Source organism: Alkalicoccobacillus murimartini, assembly GCF_030813245.1.
GTDB classification, from domain to species: domain Bacteria; phylum Bacillota; class Bacilli; order Bacillales; family Bacillaceae_D; genus Alkalicoccobacillus; species Alkalicoccobacillus murimartini.
Genome location: NZ_JAUSUA010000001.1, coordinates 687,106 through 703,275, shown reverse-complemented (window position 1 = coordinate 703,275; position 16,170 = coordinate 687,106). Strand labels below are relative to the sequence as shown.

Sequence of the window (16,170 nt, the reverse complement as noted above, 5' to 3'; positions counted from 1 at the left end):
CTTCTGCATGCTGTACAGCCCGATTTTAACACAAATTTGGGACGATAGACAATTGTGCCCACCTGAGATAGGGTTTGTACACGCTTTTTTTTGGATTCTCTGTTACACTATACGTAAAAGGAGGTAACGCTTAAATGAAACTCGCTTTTTTATCAGACATTCATGGAAATGCTACAGCACTAGAGGCCGTTTTAAACGAATTGAATCAACAGGACATCGACAAGATCTACATACTAGGGGATTTATGCTTTAGAGGCCCTGAACCAAAACGAGTACTTGAGTTAATTCAAGGACTGGACCATGCAGAAGTCATTAAAGGCAATGCAGACGAATGGCTTACCGACGGTTTCCGAGATGGGGACTTTCCAGAAGCAGCCTTAAAAACACTGAATGAAGAGCGAAATTGGACGTTACAACGTTTATCAGAAGAGGATTTAGATTATCTTAAAAACCTTCCTACAGAATTTGTTCTGGATGAGTTAGATTCTATTATTCATGCTTTTCATGCGACTCCTGATAGTTTATATGACGTTGTATCAGCAGATGATTCAGAGGCTATAGAGGATGTTATCATGCAAAAAGATGAAGCGGATATCTACGTTTATGGTCATACTCATATTCCATCCCTTCGTTCTCTTCACGGAAAAAGCGTTATAAACACTGGGAGTGTTGGACTTCCTTTTGATGGTCACCCTCTTGCATCTTATGTTGTCATTGATGTTGAAGAAGGTCGACACCGCTTTCATTTAAATCGTGTTCCGTACAATCGCGAACATGTTGTAGAATTGTATCGTCAAAGCGGGTACCCGAACCTGAAAGAACTTGGAACAGTTATCTTCTATGGCGTGCGACCATAATATAAGACAAAACAAAGACGTCCTGAGGCTATGTAAGCCCTCAGGACGTCTTTTATGTTAACAACGGCACAAGCCCTTCCGTCACTTCTTGGAAAGAAGCTTGTTCACCAAACACTGAAACAACTTCATGATGCGAATTAAGTAGAACAGTTGTAGGAACGCCTTTGCAGTCATAAAGGTCATACACCGTTCGACCTTCATCAAGCAAGACCGGGAATGTATATCCTTGCTCATTCACAAAGGATTCGACATCTTCAATACGCTCTCGAGCTGTAACATTGACCATGATCATCTGTAGCTTTGATTGATCCATCGCTTGAAACAACCTTTGTTTTAACGACAGATCTACTCTTGAATCTGGACACCAACTCGTCCAAAACGTCAGCATCACCGCTTGACCCATACATTGATCTAAGGACCAGCTCTCTTTCGTTTGTACAGATGAAAGAGTAAACGAAGGCGCCTGTTTCATTTTTATGCCTCGGTAGCACAGTGCGTGTTATAGGCAAGTGCTAGGTTCCGAATAATTGATTCTGGTTCGTGCCCTTCAATCTCTTCTCTAGGGATAAAATGAACTAGTTTTTTACCTTGCATCAAAGCCATAGATGGTGAAGATGGCGGGACCTCTGGTAGATATGAACGCAACTGAGCCGTTGCCTCCTTATCTTGTCCGGCAAAGACTGTCACTAAATGGTCCGGCGTATGATCATGCATTAAAGAAGTTACAGCTGAAGGACGCGCAAGACCAGCCGCACACCCACACACAGAATTAATCACAACTAATGTTGTACCTTCTGCATTCTCCATATAGTCATCCACTGCATTCGCCGTCAGTAGCTCCTTAAAGCCCGATTCCGTTAGCTCTGCTCGCATTGGTAACACAACTTGTTTCATATATTCATCATAATGCATCGACATATGATCACTCTCCTCTTAAAGTTAGTACATTTGATTTGTCTTTCAGATACGGTTGAAGTAGAGCATGTAGCGCAGGGATCGATTGAAATGCGTACACTCTTTCAACACCTAGGCCCTTTTGGAAGACCATTAGACACGGAACACTTTTTATTCGCCAAGTATGAGCAAAAGAAGGATGATGATTAATGTTTAATCGGTCAATGCTTAATTGATCATACGTCATTTCTAAAATTTCCAGCATCGACGCAGCCCGCTTACATGTTCCACACAAAGGTGTATGAATAAACAGAATCTCAAGCTCTTCTCTGCTTGCTAACTTATGCTCTACTTCATTTGCTGTGATGTCGATCATGATTCATTCCTCCTGCACCAACAAAACACTATTTTCATGGTTGAATCGTGTCCAAATGATAGACAGATAAATCCCTTGCCACCCAGCTTTGTTCAAAGGCCTGAATTGCTTCGGATTGTAATTCTTCTTCTTCCGCTGAATACCTTGAACTAATATGCGTCAAAATCAATTGCTTGACCTGAGCGGCTTTAGCTAGTTCGGCTGCATCAGCAATGGTTGAGTGACCGAATTCATGGGCACTGTCTTCATTTCCTGTTCGAAATGTTGCCTCGTGAATTAATAGATCAGCCTCATGGCAGAATTCAACCATATTAGCAATAGGCTGAGTATCTCCAGCAATCACAACCACTCTACCTTGTTGCGCAGGACCAATGAAGTTCTCACCATTTAATACTCGCCCATCCTCTAAAGTCACCATCTCACCAAGCTTCAGTCGTTGGTAGATAGGACCAGGTGGAATTTGTAAGGCCTTTAACTTTTCTACTTGGAGGACACCCGGCTTATTGTTCTCTTGAATTCGATAGGCAAAGCTATCAATCGTGTGCTTTAAAGGCAAAACACTCACTTGAGCAAAATCAGTATCAATCACTAACTCTTCATGAACTTCTACAATATGAAGCTCATAACGTAGTGACGTGCCCGATACGGCTAATGCCGCTTTGATAAATGACTCAATTCCTGATGGACCATAAATCGTTAAAGGGGTTAATGCACCTTGGAAAGAACGAGTTCCAAGAAAACCAGGAAGCCCATAAATATGGTCACCATGAAGATGAGTAATAAACACCCTATCAATTCGTGATGGTGATATCGCTGAACGCATAAGTTGATGCTGGGTGGCTTCTCCACAATCAAACAGCCACTGTGTACCTTTTTCTTGTAAAAAACGTACTGCTAAACTGCTTACATTTCGAATAAGGGAAGGAACTCCTGCTCCTGTCCCAAGAAAATGAAATTCCATGAGTTACGCTCTCCATTACACTTTATTAGGTCGCTGATAAGATATCAGCGAATTGTTTGGCATAGGGTGGTAAATCTGGTGGACGTCTGCTGGATATAATATGTCCATCAACAACTACCGCTTCATCAAACCATTCGGCACCGGCATTTTCCATGTCGTCACGGATACCAGGCGTACTTGTCACTTTTTTACCTTTTAGAATCCCAGCAGAAATTAATACCCAGCCTGCGTGACAAATTTGCCCAATTGGTTTTTGATCTTTATCCATCTCTCTCACAATATCCAATAGTTTCGGAAAACGTCTTAACTTATCAGGTGCCCATCCACCAGGAACAAGTATGGCATCATAATCCGCAGCTTCCACCTGTTCATATGAATACTTCGCAGTGGCAGGTACTCCGTATTTTCCGATATACGTATGATTTTCTTTCTCTCCAGCTAGATCAACTGTGGCGCCCTCTTCTTGTAATCGAAGGATGGGATACCAAAGCTCCAAATCTTCAAATTCTTCATCTACTACAGCTAGAACTTTTTTATCCTTCAAACGCACAAAAATCAATCCCTTTCTCAATCATTTGATCTTAGTATAGCATGAGCAGAGCTTCAACCAAAACCTAACAAACTGTATCATCAATCTAAAAAAACCGGGCCGGCATTATCACCCGGCACCGATATTTAATCTAATCCACCATATCTAATCCATCAAATAAGCAGATGAAATAAATGTTCATCCTTATTAATTTCTTGGTACTCAAAATTCTTTTCATTTAAACGATCAATGAGGCGTCCATAATCCTTATTATAGGCTAGTTCAATCCCAATTAAGACCGGACCATTTGAGCGGTTGTTCTTTTTAGTGTACTCAAATCGCGTAATATCATCTTCAGGCCCAAGTACCTCTTGAATAAACTCGCGTAACGCACCAGCTCTTTGTGGGAATTGAATCATAAAATAATGCTGAAGTCCTTCGTAAATTAAAGAACGCTCGCGCATTTCTTCCATTCTACCAATATCATTATTACCACCGCTCACAACGCATACCACCGTTTTACCTTTGATTTGCTCACGATAAAAATCTAATGCAGCAATCGGCATCGCTCCTGCAGGCTCAGCTACAATCGCATTCTGATTGTAGAGCTCAAGGATCGTTGTGCAGATCTTCCCTTCAGGAACTAAAATAATATCATCTAATGTTTCCTTACAGATCTCAAACGCCAAGTCGCCCACACGTTTTACGGCTGCCCCATCAACAAATTTATCGATGTGCTCGAGTTCCACTACTTGTCCTTGTTTTAGGGATTCTTGCATCGAAGCGGCTCCTAGTGGTTCACAGCCAATCATTTTAGTTTTAGGACTAACACTTTTTATATATGTACTAATACCGCTAATTAATCCGCCTCCACCAATAGATGAGAAGATGTAATCAATGTGGCACTCGGTATCATTTAGGATTTCCATACCCACTGTTCCCTGTCCAGCAATAATCTTTTCTTGATTAAATGGATGAATAAACGACTTATCATGTTCGTCACAATAAATCATTGCTTCATTATAGGAATCATCGAACGTATCACCTACAAGAACAACTTCAACGAAGTCTCGCCCAAAAAAGTTCACTTGGTCTACTTTTTGTCTGGGTGTGGTGGTTGGCATAAAGATCTTCCCTTTAATCTTTAACGCCTGACAGGAATAAGCAACACCTTGTGCGTGATTGCCAGCACTAGCACAAACAACACCTTTGCCCAGTTCTTCTTGTGATAAACTTGAAATTTGGTGGAAAGCTCCTCTGATTTTGAAGGAACGTACTACCTGAAGGTCTTCCCTTTTTAAATACACATTACAGTCATACCGCTCGGATAAAACCTGGTCCAACTGCAGGGGTGTATGCGTCACAACGTCTTTAATACGTTGGTGCGCAATCATTATGTCTTCAAGATGAACGGTACCCATTCTACTAAATCCTTTCGTCTCTTTGCCGGTAAACTATACTGACAGTGACTAATCTTATTTTCGAAACATAGACGTAAATATGATAAGTTTAACATACTAAAAAAGGTTTGATAAGTACAACTAGATAGAATTGTGATCCTTTCTAAAATCGACCACTTCCCGTTGCTTTACACTCATTTGTTTTTTATACTATAAAAAGATAAAAGAAACGGAGGGCTAAGACATGTGGATAAAATCAAGCTTACTTTCATTATGTGCGCTTTTTTTCATATTGACACCAATGAAAGCGGTTCACGCTGCAACTGAAGCAGCTGCAGAAGCAGAATCAACTGGACTTTTCGTAACTGTGCTCGCAATCTTTTCTTTCGCTACACTTGCACTTATGATGTATTATTCTGTTCGAGACAATAATTAATACAAACCAAAAAAGAACGATCCACTAAATAAAATGGACCGTTCTTTTTTATTTTTCTACTACTTCTTTTAATTGTTCTAAAACGTACGTAACGGCCTTAAATGTCTCAATCTGCTTTTTACGACTCGTTTCAGGGTAAAAAGATTTGATAGCTACAACCTCAAAATTATCAACCGTTTGAGTTAATTGATTTAGATGAAGGTCCTTTGGTTTCACTTCCTGAACAAGTTGTTCTGCAAGTGGAAGCCAAGCCTCTGAAACGACCTTCACTTCTTCTGCAAACGGTTTGACAATACCAAAGAAGTCTACCTCATACCCTTCTTCTCTCGTGTGGTTTAGATATATATCTTCAGCGTATTCATTCATTTCCAATAGACGATTCGTATATGTGGTTAACATATTATGTTTTTCTTCATTCATCATAATCCCCCCAACTAACAGTGTAGCAAATGTTAGCTGTTCTTAAAAGCTAAAGAAGTGGAGCAGGGTTTTCCACCCTTTCCGACTCGATCCACCAGATGCAAGAGGAAGAACTTCTTTTTCTTTAGTATTTGAATGACCAACTTCCATATGAATTAATCGATTTTCCAATCGTTTTAACAAGGTCGCCATTTCGTCCATCTCTGAACGATGTTTTAGTAACTGGTAACTCACCACTTCATCCGCTTTTTGTGCCAATTTAGCTTCAATCTCTTGTAGTTGGTTCATCATTTGTTGAAGCTTTTTTTCGTAATCAGCAGAAGAAACCGACGGAGTTTTGCTCACAATTTCTTGCTCAGAATTAGGTTGCATATCAAGTTGAATTTCTTTCATTTTTTTCCCTGATTTCAACTGTTGATTAATAGACACTAACAATAGGACCTGTTCGTCCGTGTAAAAATAGTGACCAAGTTCATTTTGTTCACACTTAATGTTGAAATACTTAGTCCACCGTTGAACTGTCGTTGGATTTACACCTAACCTCTGCGAAATGTCCTTCGTTTTGATTGCTCCGTCCATCTGCCTTCCTCCTTTATAATGTTTACGATTGTATCGAATTTTCGGTTCCTGCTCATGAGATTCTCTTTGAGAGATCCATGCTCCTGCACGATTGACAAAACTAGTTTGCTTTCGCCAAACATTGTCTTCTCGACACGTCTTATTCGACTTTTTTTACATGATTTTTCTCTCGATCGCCATACTAGAAAAGAGACTTTTGAAAGGAGTGAAGAGTAAATGAAGGAAAATCGAAAACGAGAAAAAGGAACAGAAAAACAACAAAAACAAGCTTCGAATTCCACTCACATCCCTGATAAAAAACTTGGGGGACCAAATAAACCAGCTGAATAATTAAACACAAAGCCACTCGTTTTCTAAGACGATGTGGCTTTTTTAGTCAATCCCTTTTACTCAATCTGGAGCCAGCCATTTTTTAAAAGTTGCTGCCACATAAATCATCATCCATTTGTGTTGAATCCACTTCTCTCTAGGTACGGGTTTCCATTCCTTTATAGGGTAAAAAAAATGAGTAACCTCTCTTCTCTTTTTGTACCAGTCCTCTCTATCTGACCTGTCATGCTCAATGACTGGATATAAAAGTCGTAATACCTGGCTCTCAACTCGAGGTGACCAGGTTGTATACGTATAATAATCACGTCTTGAACCCGTATGATGTTGATGTTGCATAAAAGCTAGAATGTTTTTATGCAAGTCTGGATGAAACAACAAAAACGCCAGTTGTCGTCCTAATTTAATTCTGGATGAAACGTTTTGGAAACGACGAACGTATAAGGTATATAGATGACCGGTTATGGTTGGAAGAACGACGTAGCTAAAATGAGAGTACTGTTCCACCTTATAGAAGAGCTTAGATGAAATAACGTCACGAAATAGTTGTTTTTGAATAAGTGCTTCTTCTATGACATGTTGTTCATTAATAATTAAAGCGGTACAAAGTCTCTCTTCATCACGATACAACCAAAAATGATGCCATTCCTTTTCCATAAAAGTTGATACACCAAGTTCACGTAGCAAATGAAACAAAGGTACTCCTTCTAGTTTGGATTGTTCATAGAGTAGCAATTGTGGACAAGCATCATCAAATATCGTCCAATTGCCACATTCATAAATAGCAAATAACCGCAACTGATCTTGCTCTGTCAATAGTTCTCTAAACCATTGATTGCGAAGGTCTGTCATATTCCAGCCTGCGTTCCGGGAAACTAAGCCTGCAAGTAAAGCCCATCTAACTTCGGTATGCTTGTAAAAAAAATGTTCATAAAATCCGGTACGTGAAATATTATCTATATTTGCTTTAGCTACTTGGTTCTTGATCCTGTTTATGTAATGTAATTGATTCTCCACTTTCACGAGTCGACTCACCCTTTCATGACTTTTTCACGAACTTACGTTTTCATTACACACACTTTTTAGTTTGATATGGTATGATACGGTTTGAACCTCATTGTTAGGTTTTACTGCATTAGGTTCCACTGCAATACGCCAAAACATACAAGTCAGGTTTGGAAAGGGTGAACATGATATGGCGATCCGTTATCCTAATGGAAAAAAGTATGCAGCCGTTCAGTCAGCTTCTGTGCAAAAGTCAAAATCAAATAAGTCGATTACATACAGCAATCGTGGCATGACGCTAGAAGACGACATTAATCAATCAAACCTCTACTATCTGGATACTGCCATCGCTGTCATTCATAAAAAACCAACACCAGTTCAAATTGTTGATGTGCATTACCCTAAAAGAAGTGCTGCCGTTATTAAGGAGGCTTATTTTAAACAGGCGTCAACCACAGATTATAATGGAGTATATAAGGGACACTATATAGACTTTGAGGCGAAGGAAACCAAAAACAAAACGTCCTTCCCTTTAAAAAACTTTCATGACCACCAGATTACTCATATGAAACAAGTACTGTCGCAGAAAGGCATTTGTTTTGTTCTATTGCGTTTCTCCCTCACAGATGAGGTGTACTTAATAGACGCCGCATTTCTCATTGACGCGTATGAGGATCAAACGGAACGCAAATCATTATCAAAACAAACCATTGAAACAAATGGATATCTGATCTCACTTGGTCTAGCACCAAGACTTGATTATTTAAGCATTGTTCAAAAGGTCTATCTTACTTGAACAACTAATGAAAGGAAGAACAAATTATGTCTGATCAAAATACAAGGCAAGGCCGTCGACAGGCGCGTATGCAGGAGAATTCCTCCAATAAAAAGAAACCCAATGGTAAACCGAAACGAGGATTGGTCAAAAAGATCTTCATGACACTCGTTGTGCTTGTCGCTGTAGGTATTATTGCGGGTGGGGTTACGGCAGGTGTGATTATCGCTGGTGCTCCTGAATTAGATGAAGAAAAACTCATGTTGGCACAACCGATTCAAATTCATGATCAAGATGATGAATTGGTCTCACTTCTAGACACTGGTGAAAGACGAATTAATGCTTCATACGATGAGTTACCAGAGAACCTTAAAAATGCAATCATATCCGTTGAAGATATGCGTTTCTACGATCACTTTGGTATCGATTTACGTAGACTTGCGGGTGCTGTTCGAGCAAATATTACAGAAGGCTTTGGTGCAGAAGGTGCTAGTACGATCACACAACAGCTTGTGAAAAACTTATTTTTAAACCAAGAAAAAGCATTAACTCGTAAAGTTCAAGAACAGTATTTAGCCATTAAATTAGAACAGCAGTATTCCAAAGAACAAATCCTTACAATGTATTTAAATCAAATTTATTTAGGTTCATCTGTAGGATACGGAGTCAAGCTTGCCTCAGAAACGTATTTTAATAAATCATTAGAGGAACTAACGATTGCAGACTCTGCCCTACTTGCAGGAATCCCGCGTCGCCCTAGTTATTATGACCCGTTACAAAATCCAGAGAATGCCGAATCTAGGCGGAACCTCATTATTGGGTTAATGGAAGAGCAAGGTAAAATTACTGCAGATGAAGCAGAAGAAGCAAGAAACGTAGCGATTGAAGATCAACTCAATTACACAGAGACTGATACTACTTCTCCATACGCGGCCTTTTACAATGAAGTGCTTAAAGAGCTAGAAGAAAATGATGACTTTACTGTGAATGATATCTATAATTCTGGACTACAGGTTTATACAACGCTTGATACAGATGCTCAGGATCATGTAGAAAATGTGCTTGAAAGCGATGAATTTATTACGAACTACCCTGATAATCCTGATTTCCAAGCAGGTATAACATTATTAGATACAACAAGTGGTCAAATTAAAGCGATTGGAAGCGGACGTCAACAATCAGACAACCGTAACGACTTTAACTATGCTACAGATATTAAACGCCAACCTGGTTCAACTATTAAACCAATTCTTGATTATGGACCAGCAATTGAATATCTCGAGTGGTCCACAGCGCATATACTTGTGGATGAAGAATATCAATATTCTACTGGTGGAAATGTCGGGAACTTTGGCGGAACATACAAAGGGCCGATATCTATGCGTTCAGCTTTATCAAGTTCACAAAATGTAACAGCCGTAAAAGCTTTTCAAGAAGTTGGTATGGATCGTGCTGAAGCTTTCGCACAACAGCTGCTAACTCTTGATAATGAGAACCCGTTTCAACATGAATCATGTGCACTTGGTGGCTGTGATACGGGTGTATCAACTAAAGATATGGCGGGAGCATATGCTGCCTTTGGAAATGGTGGTACATTTACTGAACCGTATACGATTCGAAAAATTGTATTCGCCGATGACCGTGAAATCAATCTTGAACCCGATTCGGTAAAAGCCATGGAAGATTATACGGCTTATATGATTACTGATATGTTAAAAACGGTAGTCTCTAGTGGCACAGGTCAGCAAGCGAATATTGCTGGGGTACCCGTAGCAGGAAAAACAGGAACGACAAATTTTGAAGACACAGATCTAGAAAAACATAATATTCCAAGTAGTGGCTCACCAGATTCATGGTTTGCTGGCTATACTACGAATTATACTGCCGCTGTTTGGACAGGATTTAATGGTGTAAAAGAAGGTAACTACATTAACCGTGATAACAATGAAAACCGAATTGCTCAGCATATCTTTAAAGCAGTCATGCAAGAAGTCTCATCAGGAGTCGAAACAGCAGACTTCGTTAAGCCTGATTCGGTTGTCGAGCGCCGAGTAGAACGCGGCACAGAGCAATTGCCGAGCTCAGGAACACCACAAAGTGAAATTGTGACTGAATTATTTGTTCGTGGTGCTGAACCAACTCAAGAGTCTGAAACCTATGAGGAAGAGGAAGAAGAAGAGGAAGAGTTAGAAGAATTACCAAGCCCTACTGGACTTCAAGCATCTTATGATGAAGGCTCTGATCAAATCATTGTCAGTTGGAACTATCCAGGTTCTGTAGATGTTGACGTAAACTTTGAAGTTCAGGTATCAACAGACGGTGGAAGTAACCAAACGATTGAAAATACGTCTGATCAACAAGCAATTTATACAAATATTGAACCTGGTACGACCTACCAATTCTCTGTTACTGCTATTTCAGATGAAGATTCGGGTCTTCGCAGCAGCCCTGCTACAGCAAGTGTGAGCGTGCCGGCTACTGAGGAAGAAGAGGAAGAAGAAGAACCAGTTGAGGAAGACATTCCTGAGGAAGAAGAACAGCCAGAAGAAGAACCGAGTGATAACGAAAATGGCTCACCTGACGATGGTTCTGAAGATAACGGTGAAGACCAGCCGGATAATGGCAATGGAGATTCCGGTTCTGGCAATGGCGATGGTTCAAATGGAAATGGCGATACTCCACCTGGTGATGAAGGAAACAATAATGGTGATGGAAGTGACGATTCAAATGGCTCAGGAAATGGCGGAGGCACTGAAGAACCTCCGTCCGATTCCGAACCAGAAGATCCACCTGAAGAAGAAACAAACGAATAAACTATTCACAAAAAAGCCAACGTCTATGGACGTTGGCTTTTTCTTATGGCTGACGATTTCTTAAACTCGCGTATTCTGCCTCAAGTTCTTTTATCACCTTTTCATGAGTCAAGGCATCGAGTTGTTGCAATTCACGTTCTAATGCTTGTTTCAGTTTCTGTTTCACCATGTTCTCCAGTTCATTCATTCGTGCATCCACTTGATATATGGCATGCTCTTCATCTTTAAGTAATATAACCGAAGCTGAGTCTGTTCCATCAGAAATTAATTGTTCTTTTAATGTTCGAATTTGTTGACCCTCAAAAAACGCTTTGTCTGTTGTATACAGAGATGAATAAGATGTTGGTTGAATGGCTAATGAGTAACTAGTATTCTCTGGTACCATTTCAATGCCTTCAAGTTCTGAAGTTACATAAAAGGTTGGACGATGTTGTTGTAAACGGAGTTCCCACTCCCTCATCCACTGCTTACACGCCTGTGAAAGTGCCTCTGACAATCGAATATAGGTGGCCTTCCCCTCTTGTTCGAGAAAGTACTCCCCTTCTTGTGCCCATTCGGCAATCGCTTGCTCAAGGACGAAACGCTTTTCTTTTCTACCTTTGCCTCGAATAGTTGCAACATTTATCCATTCTGAAAATTCATCTCGGAGACGATAACCAATTCGCTCTCGTAAAAATAAAAATAGTTGAGCGGCTTCTTGCTTTAACTTACTTACGATTGGTTTCGTACTAGAGTGATCAATGTCCGCACTCCATCTTTTAATGTCTTCAGCAAGTTGATTTCGCGTTCGCACTTGCTCATCCTTTTCAGATCGCGCATACGTAATACTCTCTTCGCATTTATTTACATATCGACGCACTTCATCTTCTAGTAATCGATAGCTTAGCGCAATCAATTCTTGCACAATCTGTTGGTAGAAATAGTCTTCAAAAAGCGTAAAATCATTTTCTACTGAGCTATTTATTTGTTTAGCCTTTAATCCCTGTTTACTTGAAACAGCAAATAGTCTTGGTTGTTTCATACCTAATGTTTTTAACTGATCTTTGACATGCTCTTTGACACCCTGTAACTCTCGTTGGCTACTCGCTAAATCAGAAGCGTTCACAATAAAGTAAAGCTTGTCCGTTTGGAAGGACTCATTGATTTTACCCATTTGTTCGATAAATAGCTGATCTGTTTTTGAAAACGCATGATTATAATATGTGACATAGAAAATAGCATCTGACTGTCTTAATTGGGTAAAGGCTACATTTGTGTGGCGGCCATGGATTGAGTTCACACCAGGTGTGTCAACAAGGATTAATCCCTTCCTAGTTAACTCGCAATCGTGATAAACCGTAACAGAGTGCAACAGACAGGCTGCCTGTTCATCCGCTATTAGTGCTTGAAGATCTGTATGACTCACTTCAAAGGCTTGCCCGAGCTGCCATGTTGTTTGCTTTAAGCTACCTTTTAACACCAATAAATATTCGGCATAGGTTTTTTGCCATCCAATAATGTTATCCGTGTGTTTTAACGACCAATCTGAAAGTGTATCCAACGTCACCTCTTCATCTAGCTTTGAAGCAACCATACGTATTTCATCCATTAGCTCCTGTCTTGATTTCACCTGTACTGTAGCTGTCCCATCCGCATGATTGGCATCTGGTTTCATGACAGTACTGACCGTTGCCGTAGTAGGATGAGGTGAAACAGGAAGAACATGCGCGCCAAGTAATGCATTAGCAAAGCTTGATTTTCCTGCGCTGAAGGCTCCGAACAATGAAATGACAAACGTTTGATTTTGTACTCGATTGATCCGCGACAAAAGTTGGGTACGCTCAATCTGAAGAGCATCCGTTTGTTTATACGATTGCAAGGTATCATGGAAAGGCTTAATCCATTCACTATCATATACATTCGCTGTATGTATATCCGTAACATCATCTTCTATATTCTCAGATTCTACTTCATGAACGCGGGTGGCCCCCCATTCTACATCCACTGACTCATTCACTGGGTATGTCTTTTGTTTGGCCTCAGCTAACTTTTCTTCAAGTACACCAGCATCTTCAAATTGCTGAGACTGCGTTAAACAATCTTGAATGAGGTGTTCAAATCGTTTGTTTACTTCAGTTAATTTACTCGCATAAAAAGAAACATCTTGAAGGATCAACAGTTGTTCATTTGTCTCCTTCAGCTGCGTTTGCCAATGATCCTCCTGCCCTTTTGTCATGAGTAACACAACGTCTCGTGCTCTCTCTCTTAATGCACGGACAACAGAAGCTGTTCGTTCTTTTGTAAACGTATAAACATACTCGCGGTTTTTTGTACCAGTTTTGACGTGATCGGTAAAAAATTCAGGTGTTACGGTAAATGTTACATTCTCAAGTAGTTGATCAACTTGTTCTGAGTTTGTTAAGGTGTGTCGCTCTACCTTTTCTAGAGACTGTTGCAGATGAAAAACTAGCTGACTATTGACTTTATCTTGCGTCTCTTGAATCAGCTTTTGTAAACGTAATGCGCGCTCTTCTTCTGTTTTTTTCTTGGCAAACAATAGGCCCATTTTGAAGGATGGTTCTATGGACTCAAGCCAATCTCGAGTGAGATCCGTTGTTGTAGCCGGAAACAAGGTTACCTGTTTAAACAGAGCTTCCCATTCTTTCTCAAACGATTCAATAAAGTGATCTTTCGCCTGTTGAAGCCATTCTCGTTTTTGAAGTAACTCTTCTTGTTTAATTAGCTGAGATTCATGAAAGCCTTTTGCTTCCATCTCCTCAACAATTTGTTCTGATTCTGCTTCTTTCTCTTCTGTTAACCTTGAAACTTGACTCAAATAAAAACCCTGTTTTAATCGTGTAACCGAGTGATCAGCCAATTCTCTCCCTTGATACATGATTGCCTTTAGTTCCTGTTCAAATATCAGAAATTGATTGTGCTGATGTTCCTTCTGTTTCATGCTTGTATAAAAAATCTTAGATGAACGGATATTCCATTGGTCAAACACAGTTGTTACACTACGATCAAAATCAGTAAAAGAAAGTTCCGATTCATCATGTTTGTCCACTTGATTTATAATAATATAGAGTGGTTTTTTTTCTTGGCTTAGCTGCTTTAAAAAATATAGATTGGTTTCAGATTGAACATGATTATAATCCATAACATATACGATGAGATCCATTGAGTATAGCGCTTCCATTGTAATGGATTGATGAGTCGGGTCAGTAGAGTCTACTCCTGGTGTGTCATATACAGCAGCATCCCCCTCTAAGAATGGAAGTGGCGCATAAATAATAACTTGTTCAATGCCCGCGCCATCCCGTCCCCATTCGCCTACCTTTTCCCATGGAATATGACCTTCCCACTTTTCTTGCTTTCCATCTCTTGTCTTGACCAATACAGCTAACTCTCCAAATTGAATGGAGATAATGTTTGCACTGGTTGGAATCGGACTAGTCGGCAAAACCTCTGATCCAATAAACTCATTTAAAATCGTTGATTTCCCTGCTGAAAAATGACCGCAGAAAGCAACCTGAAATCGTTTTTCAGATTGCTTTTGCTCTATGACCAAAAAACGGTCTTTTTCAGCCTGAGTCCACTCCAGCTCAGTTGTCATTTGCGTGTCCATACCATCATCTCCTCTATCTACTTCCTACCTTTACTTTCTAAAATACGCAGTCGTGCATAGAGCTTTTCTAGTTCTTCCATCAAGGAACGCATCTGAATAAACGATCGGTACCTCCATGGTGCGATCAGGACAAAATGAAGACGATCCTTACTGTTTGGTGGAAGATGAGGCAAATGATCTAGTTCATTTTCAACTGCGATCAAGCACGGAACTTTTTTATGATTAATCCAAAATATAGCTTCAATCACTAACGCTGTGAATTCAGGGGTTAATCGAGCCACCACTTCTTTATTTTCCTGTTCGTGGTAGTCAGCTAATTGTTCATTTAATGTGTGCCATCTCTTAAATAACGCGGGAAGTAATCTGTCACGATCCCAGCCTTCATTGGACTGACCTTCATCAGTAAGTAAATCAAACCAAAATAATGGCAGGTCACCATTTGAAAGCGACGCATCTGCATTAGGTTCTTGAATAAAAGACCCTTTTTCATAAAAAGGATCCCGTACAAACGACTCTGGAATAATTAGTGTCATCCGATTAATCTCTCCTTCATCCGCTTCTTACCTTCTCTGCACTCATCTACTAATGGACAGGTTGGACATTGAGGAGATTGGGCCTTACAGTGATAACGTCCGAAGAAAATTAGTCGGTGATGCGCATCAGACCACACATCTTCAGGTAATTTTTTCATAAGCGTTTCTTCTACAATTTTCACATTATCCTTCCATCGGCAAATACCTAAACGCTTGCTCACTCTCTCTACATGAGTATCAACAGCAATCGCCGGCACACCAAATGCTACGGAAGTAACCACATTGGCCGTTTTCCGACCTACACCTGCAAGCTCCACTAACTCATCTCGAGTTTTCGGAACCTCACCATCATAATTGTCGATAAGTGATTGTGACAGCTTCTGAATATTTTTGGCTTTACTACGAAAAAGACCGATGGAACGTATATCTTGTTCAAGCTCTTCGACAGATACACTCAGATAGTCTTCCGGTGTTTGATACTTTTCAAATAGAGCAGGGGTGACTCGGTTCACAAGAGCATCGGTACATTGAGCTGAAAGAACGACCGCAATTAATAATTCAAACGGATTTTTATGAATGAGCTCACATTCTGCTTCAGGAAATAACTCCCCCATGACTTCAATCGCATGTATGGTTGCTTTCTTACTTAGCATTTCAT

17 protein-coding genes are annotated in these 16,170 nt (G+C 40.1%); 5 read left to right on the top strand and 12 right to left on the bottom strand.

Translation table 11 applies throughout. From position 1 onward, the window contains the following. Positions 1-134 precede the first annotated feature (134 nt). On the top strand, positions 135-857 hold the full coding sequence (locus J2S05_RS03810) for a metallophosphoesterase family protein (RefSeq protein ID WP_306980054.1): 723 nt from the start codon (positions 135-137) through the stop codon (positions 855-857). Positions 858-909: 52 nt separating this feature from the next. On the opposite strand, the gene J2S05_RS03805 is transcribed toward J2S05_RS03810, so the two are convergent. The 6 genes from J2S05_RS03805 to ilvA form a co-directional block, all read right to left on the bottom strand. After that, complete coding sequence (locus J2S05_RS03805; protein ID WP_306980053.1) at positions 910-1,329, bottom strand: TlpA family protein disulfide reductase; 420 nt, start codon at positions 1,327-1,329, stop codon at positions 910-912. A gap of 2 nt (positions 1,330-1,331) precedes the next feature. Next, positions 1,332-1,775, bottom strand: coding sequence for a BrxA/BrxB family bacilliredoxin (locus tag J2S05_RS03800; RefSeq protein WP_306980051.1), 444 nt, complete (start codon positions 1,773-1,775; stop codon positions 1,332-1,334). Between the two features lie 4 nt (positions 1,776-1,779). After that, positions 1,780-2,127, bottom strand: a complete 348-nt coding sequence (locus J2S05_RS03795; protein WP_306980049.1) for a thioredoxin family protein — start codon at positions 2,125-2,127, stop codon at positions 1,780-1,782. 34 nt (positions 2,128-2,161) lie between these two features. Continuing rightward, entirely contained in the window at positions 2,162-3,088 is a 927-nt protein-coding gene (gene rnz / locus J2S05_RS03790; protein WP_306980047.1) for a ribonuclease Z, read from the bottom strand. A 25-nt stretch (positions 3,089-3,113) separates the two neighbouring features. Continuing rightward, positions 3,114-3,638, bottom strand: coding sequence for a type 1 glutamine amidotransferase domain-containing protein (locus tag J2S05_RS03785; protein WP_306980045.1), 525 nt, complete (start codon positions 3,636-3,638; stop codon positions 3,114-3,116). Positions 3,639-3,790: 152 nt separating this feature from the next. Continuing rightward, complete coding sequence (gene ilvA, locus J2S05_RS03780; protein ID WP_306980043.1) at positions 3,791-5,038, bottom strand: threonine ammonia-lyase IlvA; 1,248 nt, start codon at positions 5,036-5,038, stop codon at positions 3,791-3,793. Between the two features lie 223 nt (positions 5,039-5,261). Here ilvA and J2S05_RS03775 point away from each other — a divergent pair, with 223 nt between their 5' ends. Continuing rightward, the gene (locus J2S05_RS03775; RefSeq protein WP_306980041.1) at positions 5,262-5,453 is read left to right on the top strand and encodes a hypothetical protein; all 192 of its coding nucleotides are present in this window, start codon (positions 5,262-5,264) and stop codon (positions 5,451-5,453) included. 48 nt (positions 5,454-5,501) lie between these two features. Here the strand turns inward: J2S05_RS03775 and J2S05_RS03770 are convergent, their stop codons facing one another. Next, a complete protein-coding gene (locus J2S05_RS03770) occupies positions 5,502-5,873 on the bottom strand; it encodes a YppE family protein (RefSeq protein ID WP_306980039.1) in 372 nt (123 codons plus the stop codon). A gap of 42 nt (positions 5,874-5,915) precedes the next feature. Beyond that, the gene (racA, locus tag J2S05_RS03765) at positions 5,916-6,452 is read right to left on the bottom strand and encodes a chromosome-anchoring protein RacA (protein WP_306980037.1); all 537 of its coding nucleotides are present in this window, start codon (positions 6,450-6,452) and stop codon (positions 5,916-5,918) included. Positions 6,453-6,668: 216 nt separating this feature from the next. Between racA and J2S05_RS03760 the strand changes: the two genes are divergently transcribed. Further along, positions 6,669-6,782 carry a spore protein gene (locus J2S05_RS03760; protein WP_306980035.1) on the top strand — a complete coding sequence of 38 codons (114 nt, stop codon included), beginning with the start codon at positions 6,669-6,671 and terminating at the stop codon, positions 6,780-6,782. 60 nt (positions 6,783-6,842) lie between these two features. On the opposite strand, the gene J2S05_RS03755 is transcribed toward J2S05_RS03760, so the two are convergent. Continuing rightward, a complete protein-coding gene (locus J2S05_RS03755) occupies positions 6,843-7,802 on the bottom strand; it encodes a DUF2515 family protein (protein WP_306980033.1) in 960 nt (319 codons plus the stop codon). 172 nt (positions 7,803-7,974) lie between these two features. On the opposite strand from J2S05_RS03755, the gene recU reads away from it, so the two are divergent. Together recU and J2S05_RS03745 are read left to right on the top strand one after the other, a co-directional pair. Further along, positions 7,975-8,580, top strand: coding sequence for a Holliday junction resolvase RecU (recU, locus tag J2S05_RS03750; RefSeq protein WP_306980031.1), 606 nt, complete (start codon positions 7,975-7,977; stop codon positions 8,578-8,580). Between the two features lie 26 nt (positions 8,581-8,606). Beyond that, positions 8,607-11,372 carry a PBP1A family penicillin-binding protein gene (locus J2S05_RS03745; protein ID WP_306980029.1) on the top strand — a complete coding sequence of 922 codons (2,766 nt, stop codon included), beginning with the start codon at positions 8,607-8,609 and terminating at the stop codon, positions 11,370-11,372. 43 nt (positions 11,373-11,415) lie between these two features. Here J2S05_RS03745 and J2S05_RS03740 read toward each other — a convergent pair whose 3' ends face one another. From J2S05_RS03740 to nth, 3 genes are read right to left on the bottom strand one after another with little or no spacing between them, the layout of a single operon-like run. Beyond that, positions 11,416-14,979 (bottom strand): dynamin family protein, encoded by a 3,564-nt coding sequence (locus tag J2S05_RS03740; RefSeq protein WP_306980027.1) that lies wholly within the window; start codon positions 14,977-14,979, stop codon positions 11,416-11,418. Positions 14,980-14,996: 17 nt separating this feature from the next. Next, positions 14,997-15,512: a YpoC family protein gene (locus tag J2S05_RS03735; protein WP_306980025.1), complete on the bottom strand. Its 516-nt coding sequence runs from the start codon at positions 15,510-15,512 to the stop codon at positions 14,997-14,999. Next, complete coding sequence (nth, locus tag J2S05_RS03730; RefSeq protein ID WP_306980023.1) at positions 15,509-16,165, bottom strand: endonuclease III; 657 nt, start codon at positions 16,163-16,165, stop codon at positions 15,509-15,511. Before nth ends, J2S05_RS03735 begins: the two co-directional genes overlap by 4 nt. Between the last annotated feature and the right edge of the window lie 5 nt (positions 16,166-16,170).

What these genes read in the sequence shown, in the direction of transcription:
- J2S05_RS03810 (WP_306980054.1), top strand. Translation starts at nt 135, where the DNA reads ATGAAACTCGCTTTTTTATCAGACATTCATGGAAATGCTACAGCACTA.
- J2S05_RS03805 (WP_306980053.1), bottom strand. Translation starts at nt 1,329, where the DNA reads ATGAAACAGGCGCCTTCGTTTACTCTTTCATCTGTACAAACGAAAGAG.
- J2S05_RS03800 (WP_306980051.1), bottom strand. Translation starts at nt 1,775, where the DNA reads ATGTCGATGCATTATGATGAATATATGAAACAAGTTGTGTTACCAATG.
- J2S05_RS03795 (WP_306980049.1), bottom strand. Translation starts at nt 2,127, where the DNA reads ATGATCGACATCACAGCAAATGAAGTAGAGCATAAGTTAGCAAGCAGA.
- rnz (WP_306980047.1), bottom strand. Translation starts at nt 3,088, where the DNA reads ATGGAATTTCATTTTCTTGGGACAGGAGCAGGAGTTCCTTCCCTTATT.
- ilvA (WP_306980043.1), bottom strand. Translation starts at nt 5,038, where the DNA reads ATGGGTACCGTTCATCTTGAAGACATAATGATTGCGCACCAACGTATT.
- J2S05_RS03775 (WP_306980041.1), top strand. Translation starts at nt 5,262, where the DNA reads ATGTGGATAAAATCAAGCTTACTTTCATTATGTGCGCTTTTTTTCATA.
- J2S05_RS03770 (WP_306980039.1), bottom strand. Translation starts at nt 5,873, where the DNA reads ATGAATGAAGAAAAACATAATATGTTAACCACATATACGAATCGTCTA.
- racA (WP_306980037.1), bottom strand. Translation starts at nt 6,452, where the DNA reads ATGGACGGAGCAATCAAAACGAAGGACATTTCGCAGAGGTTAGGTGTA.
- J2S05_RS03760 (WP_306980035.1), top strand. Translation starts at nt 6,669, where the DNA reads ATGAAGGAAAATCGAAAACGAGAAAAAGGAACAGAAAAACAACAAAAA.
- recU (WP_306980031.1), top strand. Translation starts at nt 7,975, where the DNA reads ATGGCGATCCGTTATCCTAATGGAAAAAAGTATGCAGCCGTTCAGTCA.
- J2S05_RS03745 (WP_306980029.1), top strand. Translation starts at nt 8,607, where the DNA reads ATGTCTGATCAAAATACAAGGCAAGGCCGTCGACAGGCGCGTATGCAG.
- J2S05_RS03740 (WP_306980027.1), bottom strand. Translation starts at nt 14,979, where the DNA reads ATGGACACGCAAATGACAACTGAGCTGGAGTGGACTCAGGCTGAAAAA.
- J2S05_RS03735 (WP_306980025.1), bottom strand. Translation starts at nt 15,512, where the DNA reads ATGACACTAATTATTCCAGAGTCGTTTGTACGGGATCCTTTTTATGAA.
- nth (WP_306980023.1), bottom strand. Translation starts at nt 16,165, where the DNA reads ATGCTAAGTAAGAAAGCAACCATACATGCGATTGAAGTCATGGGGGAG.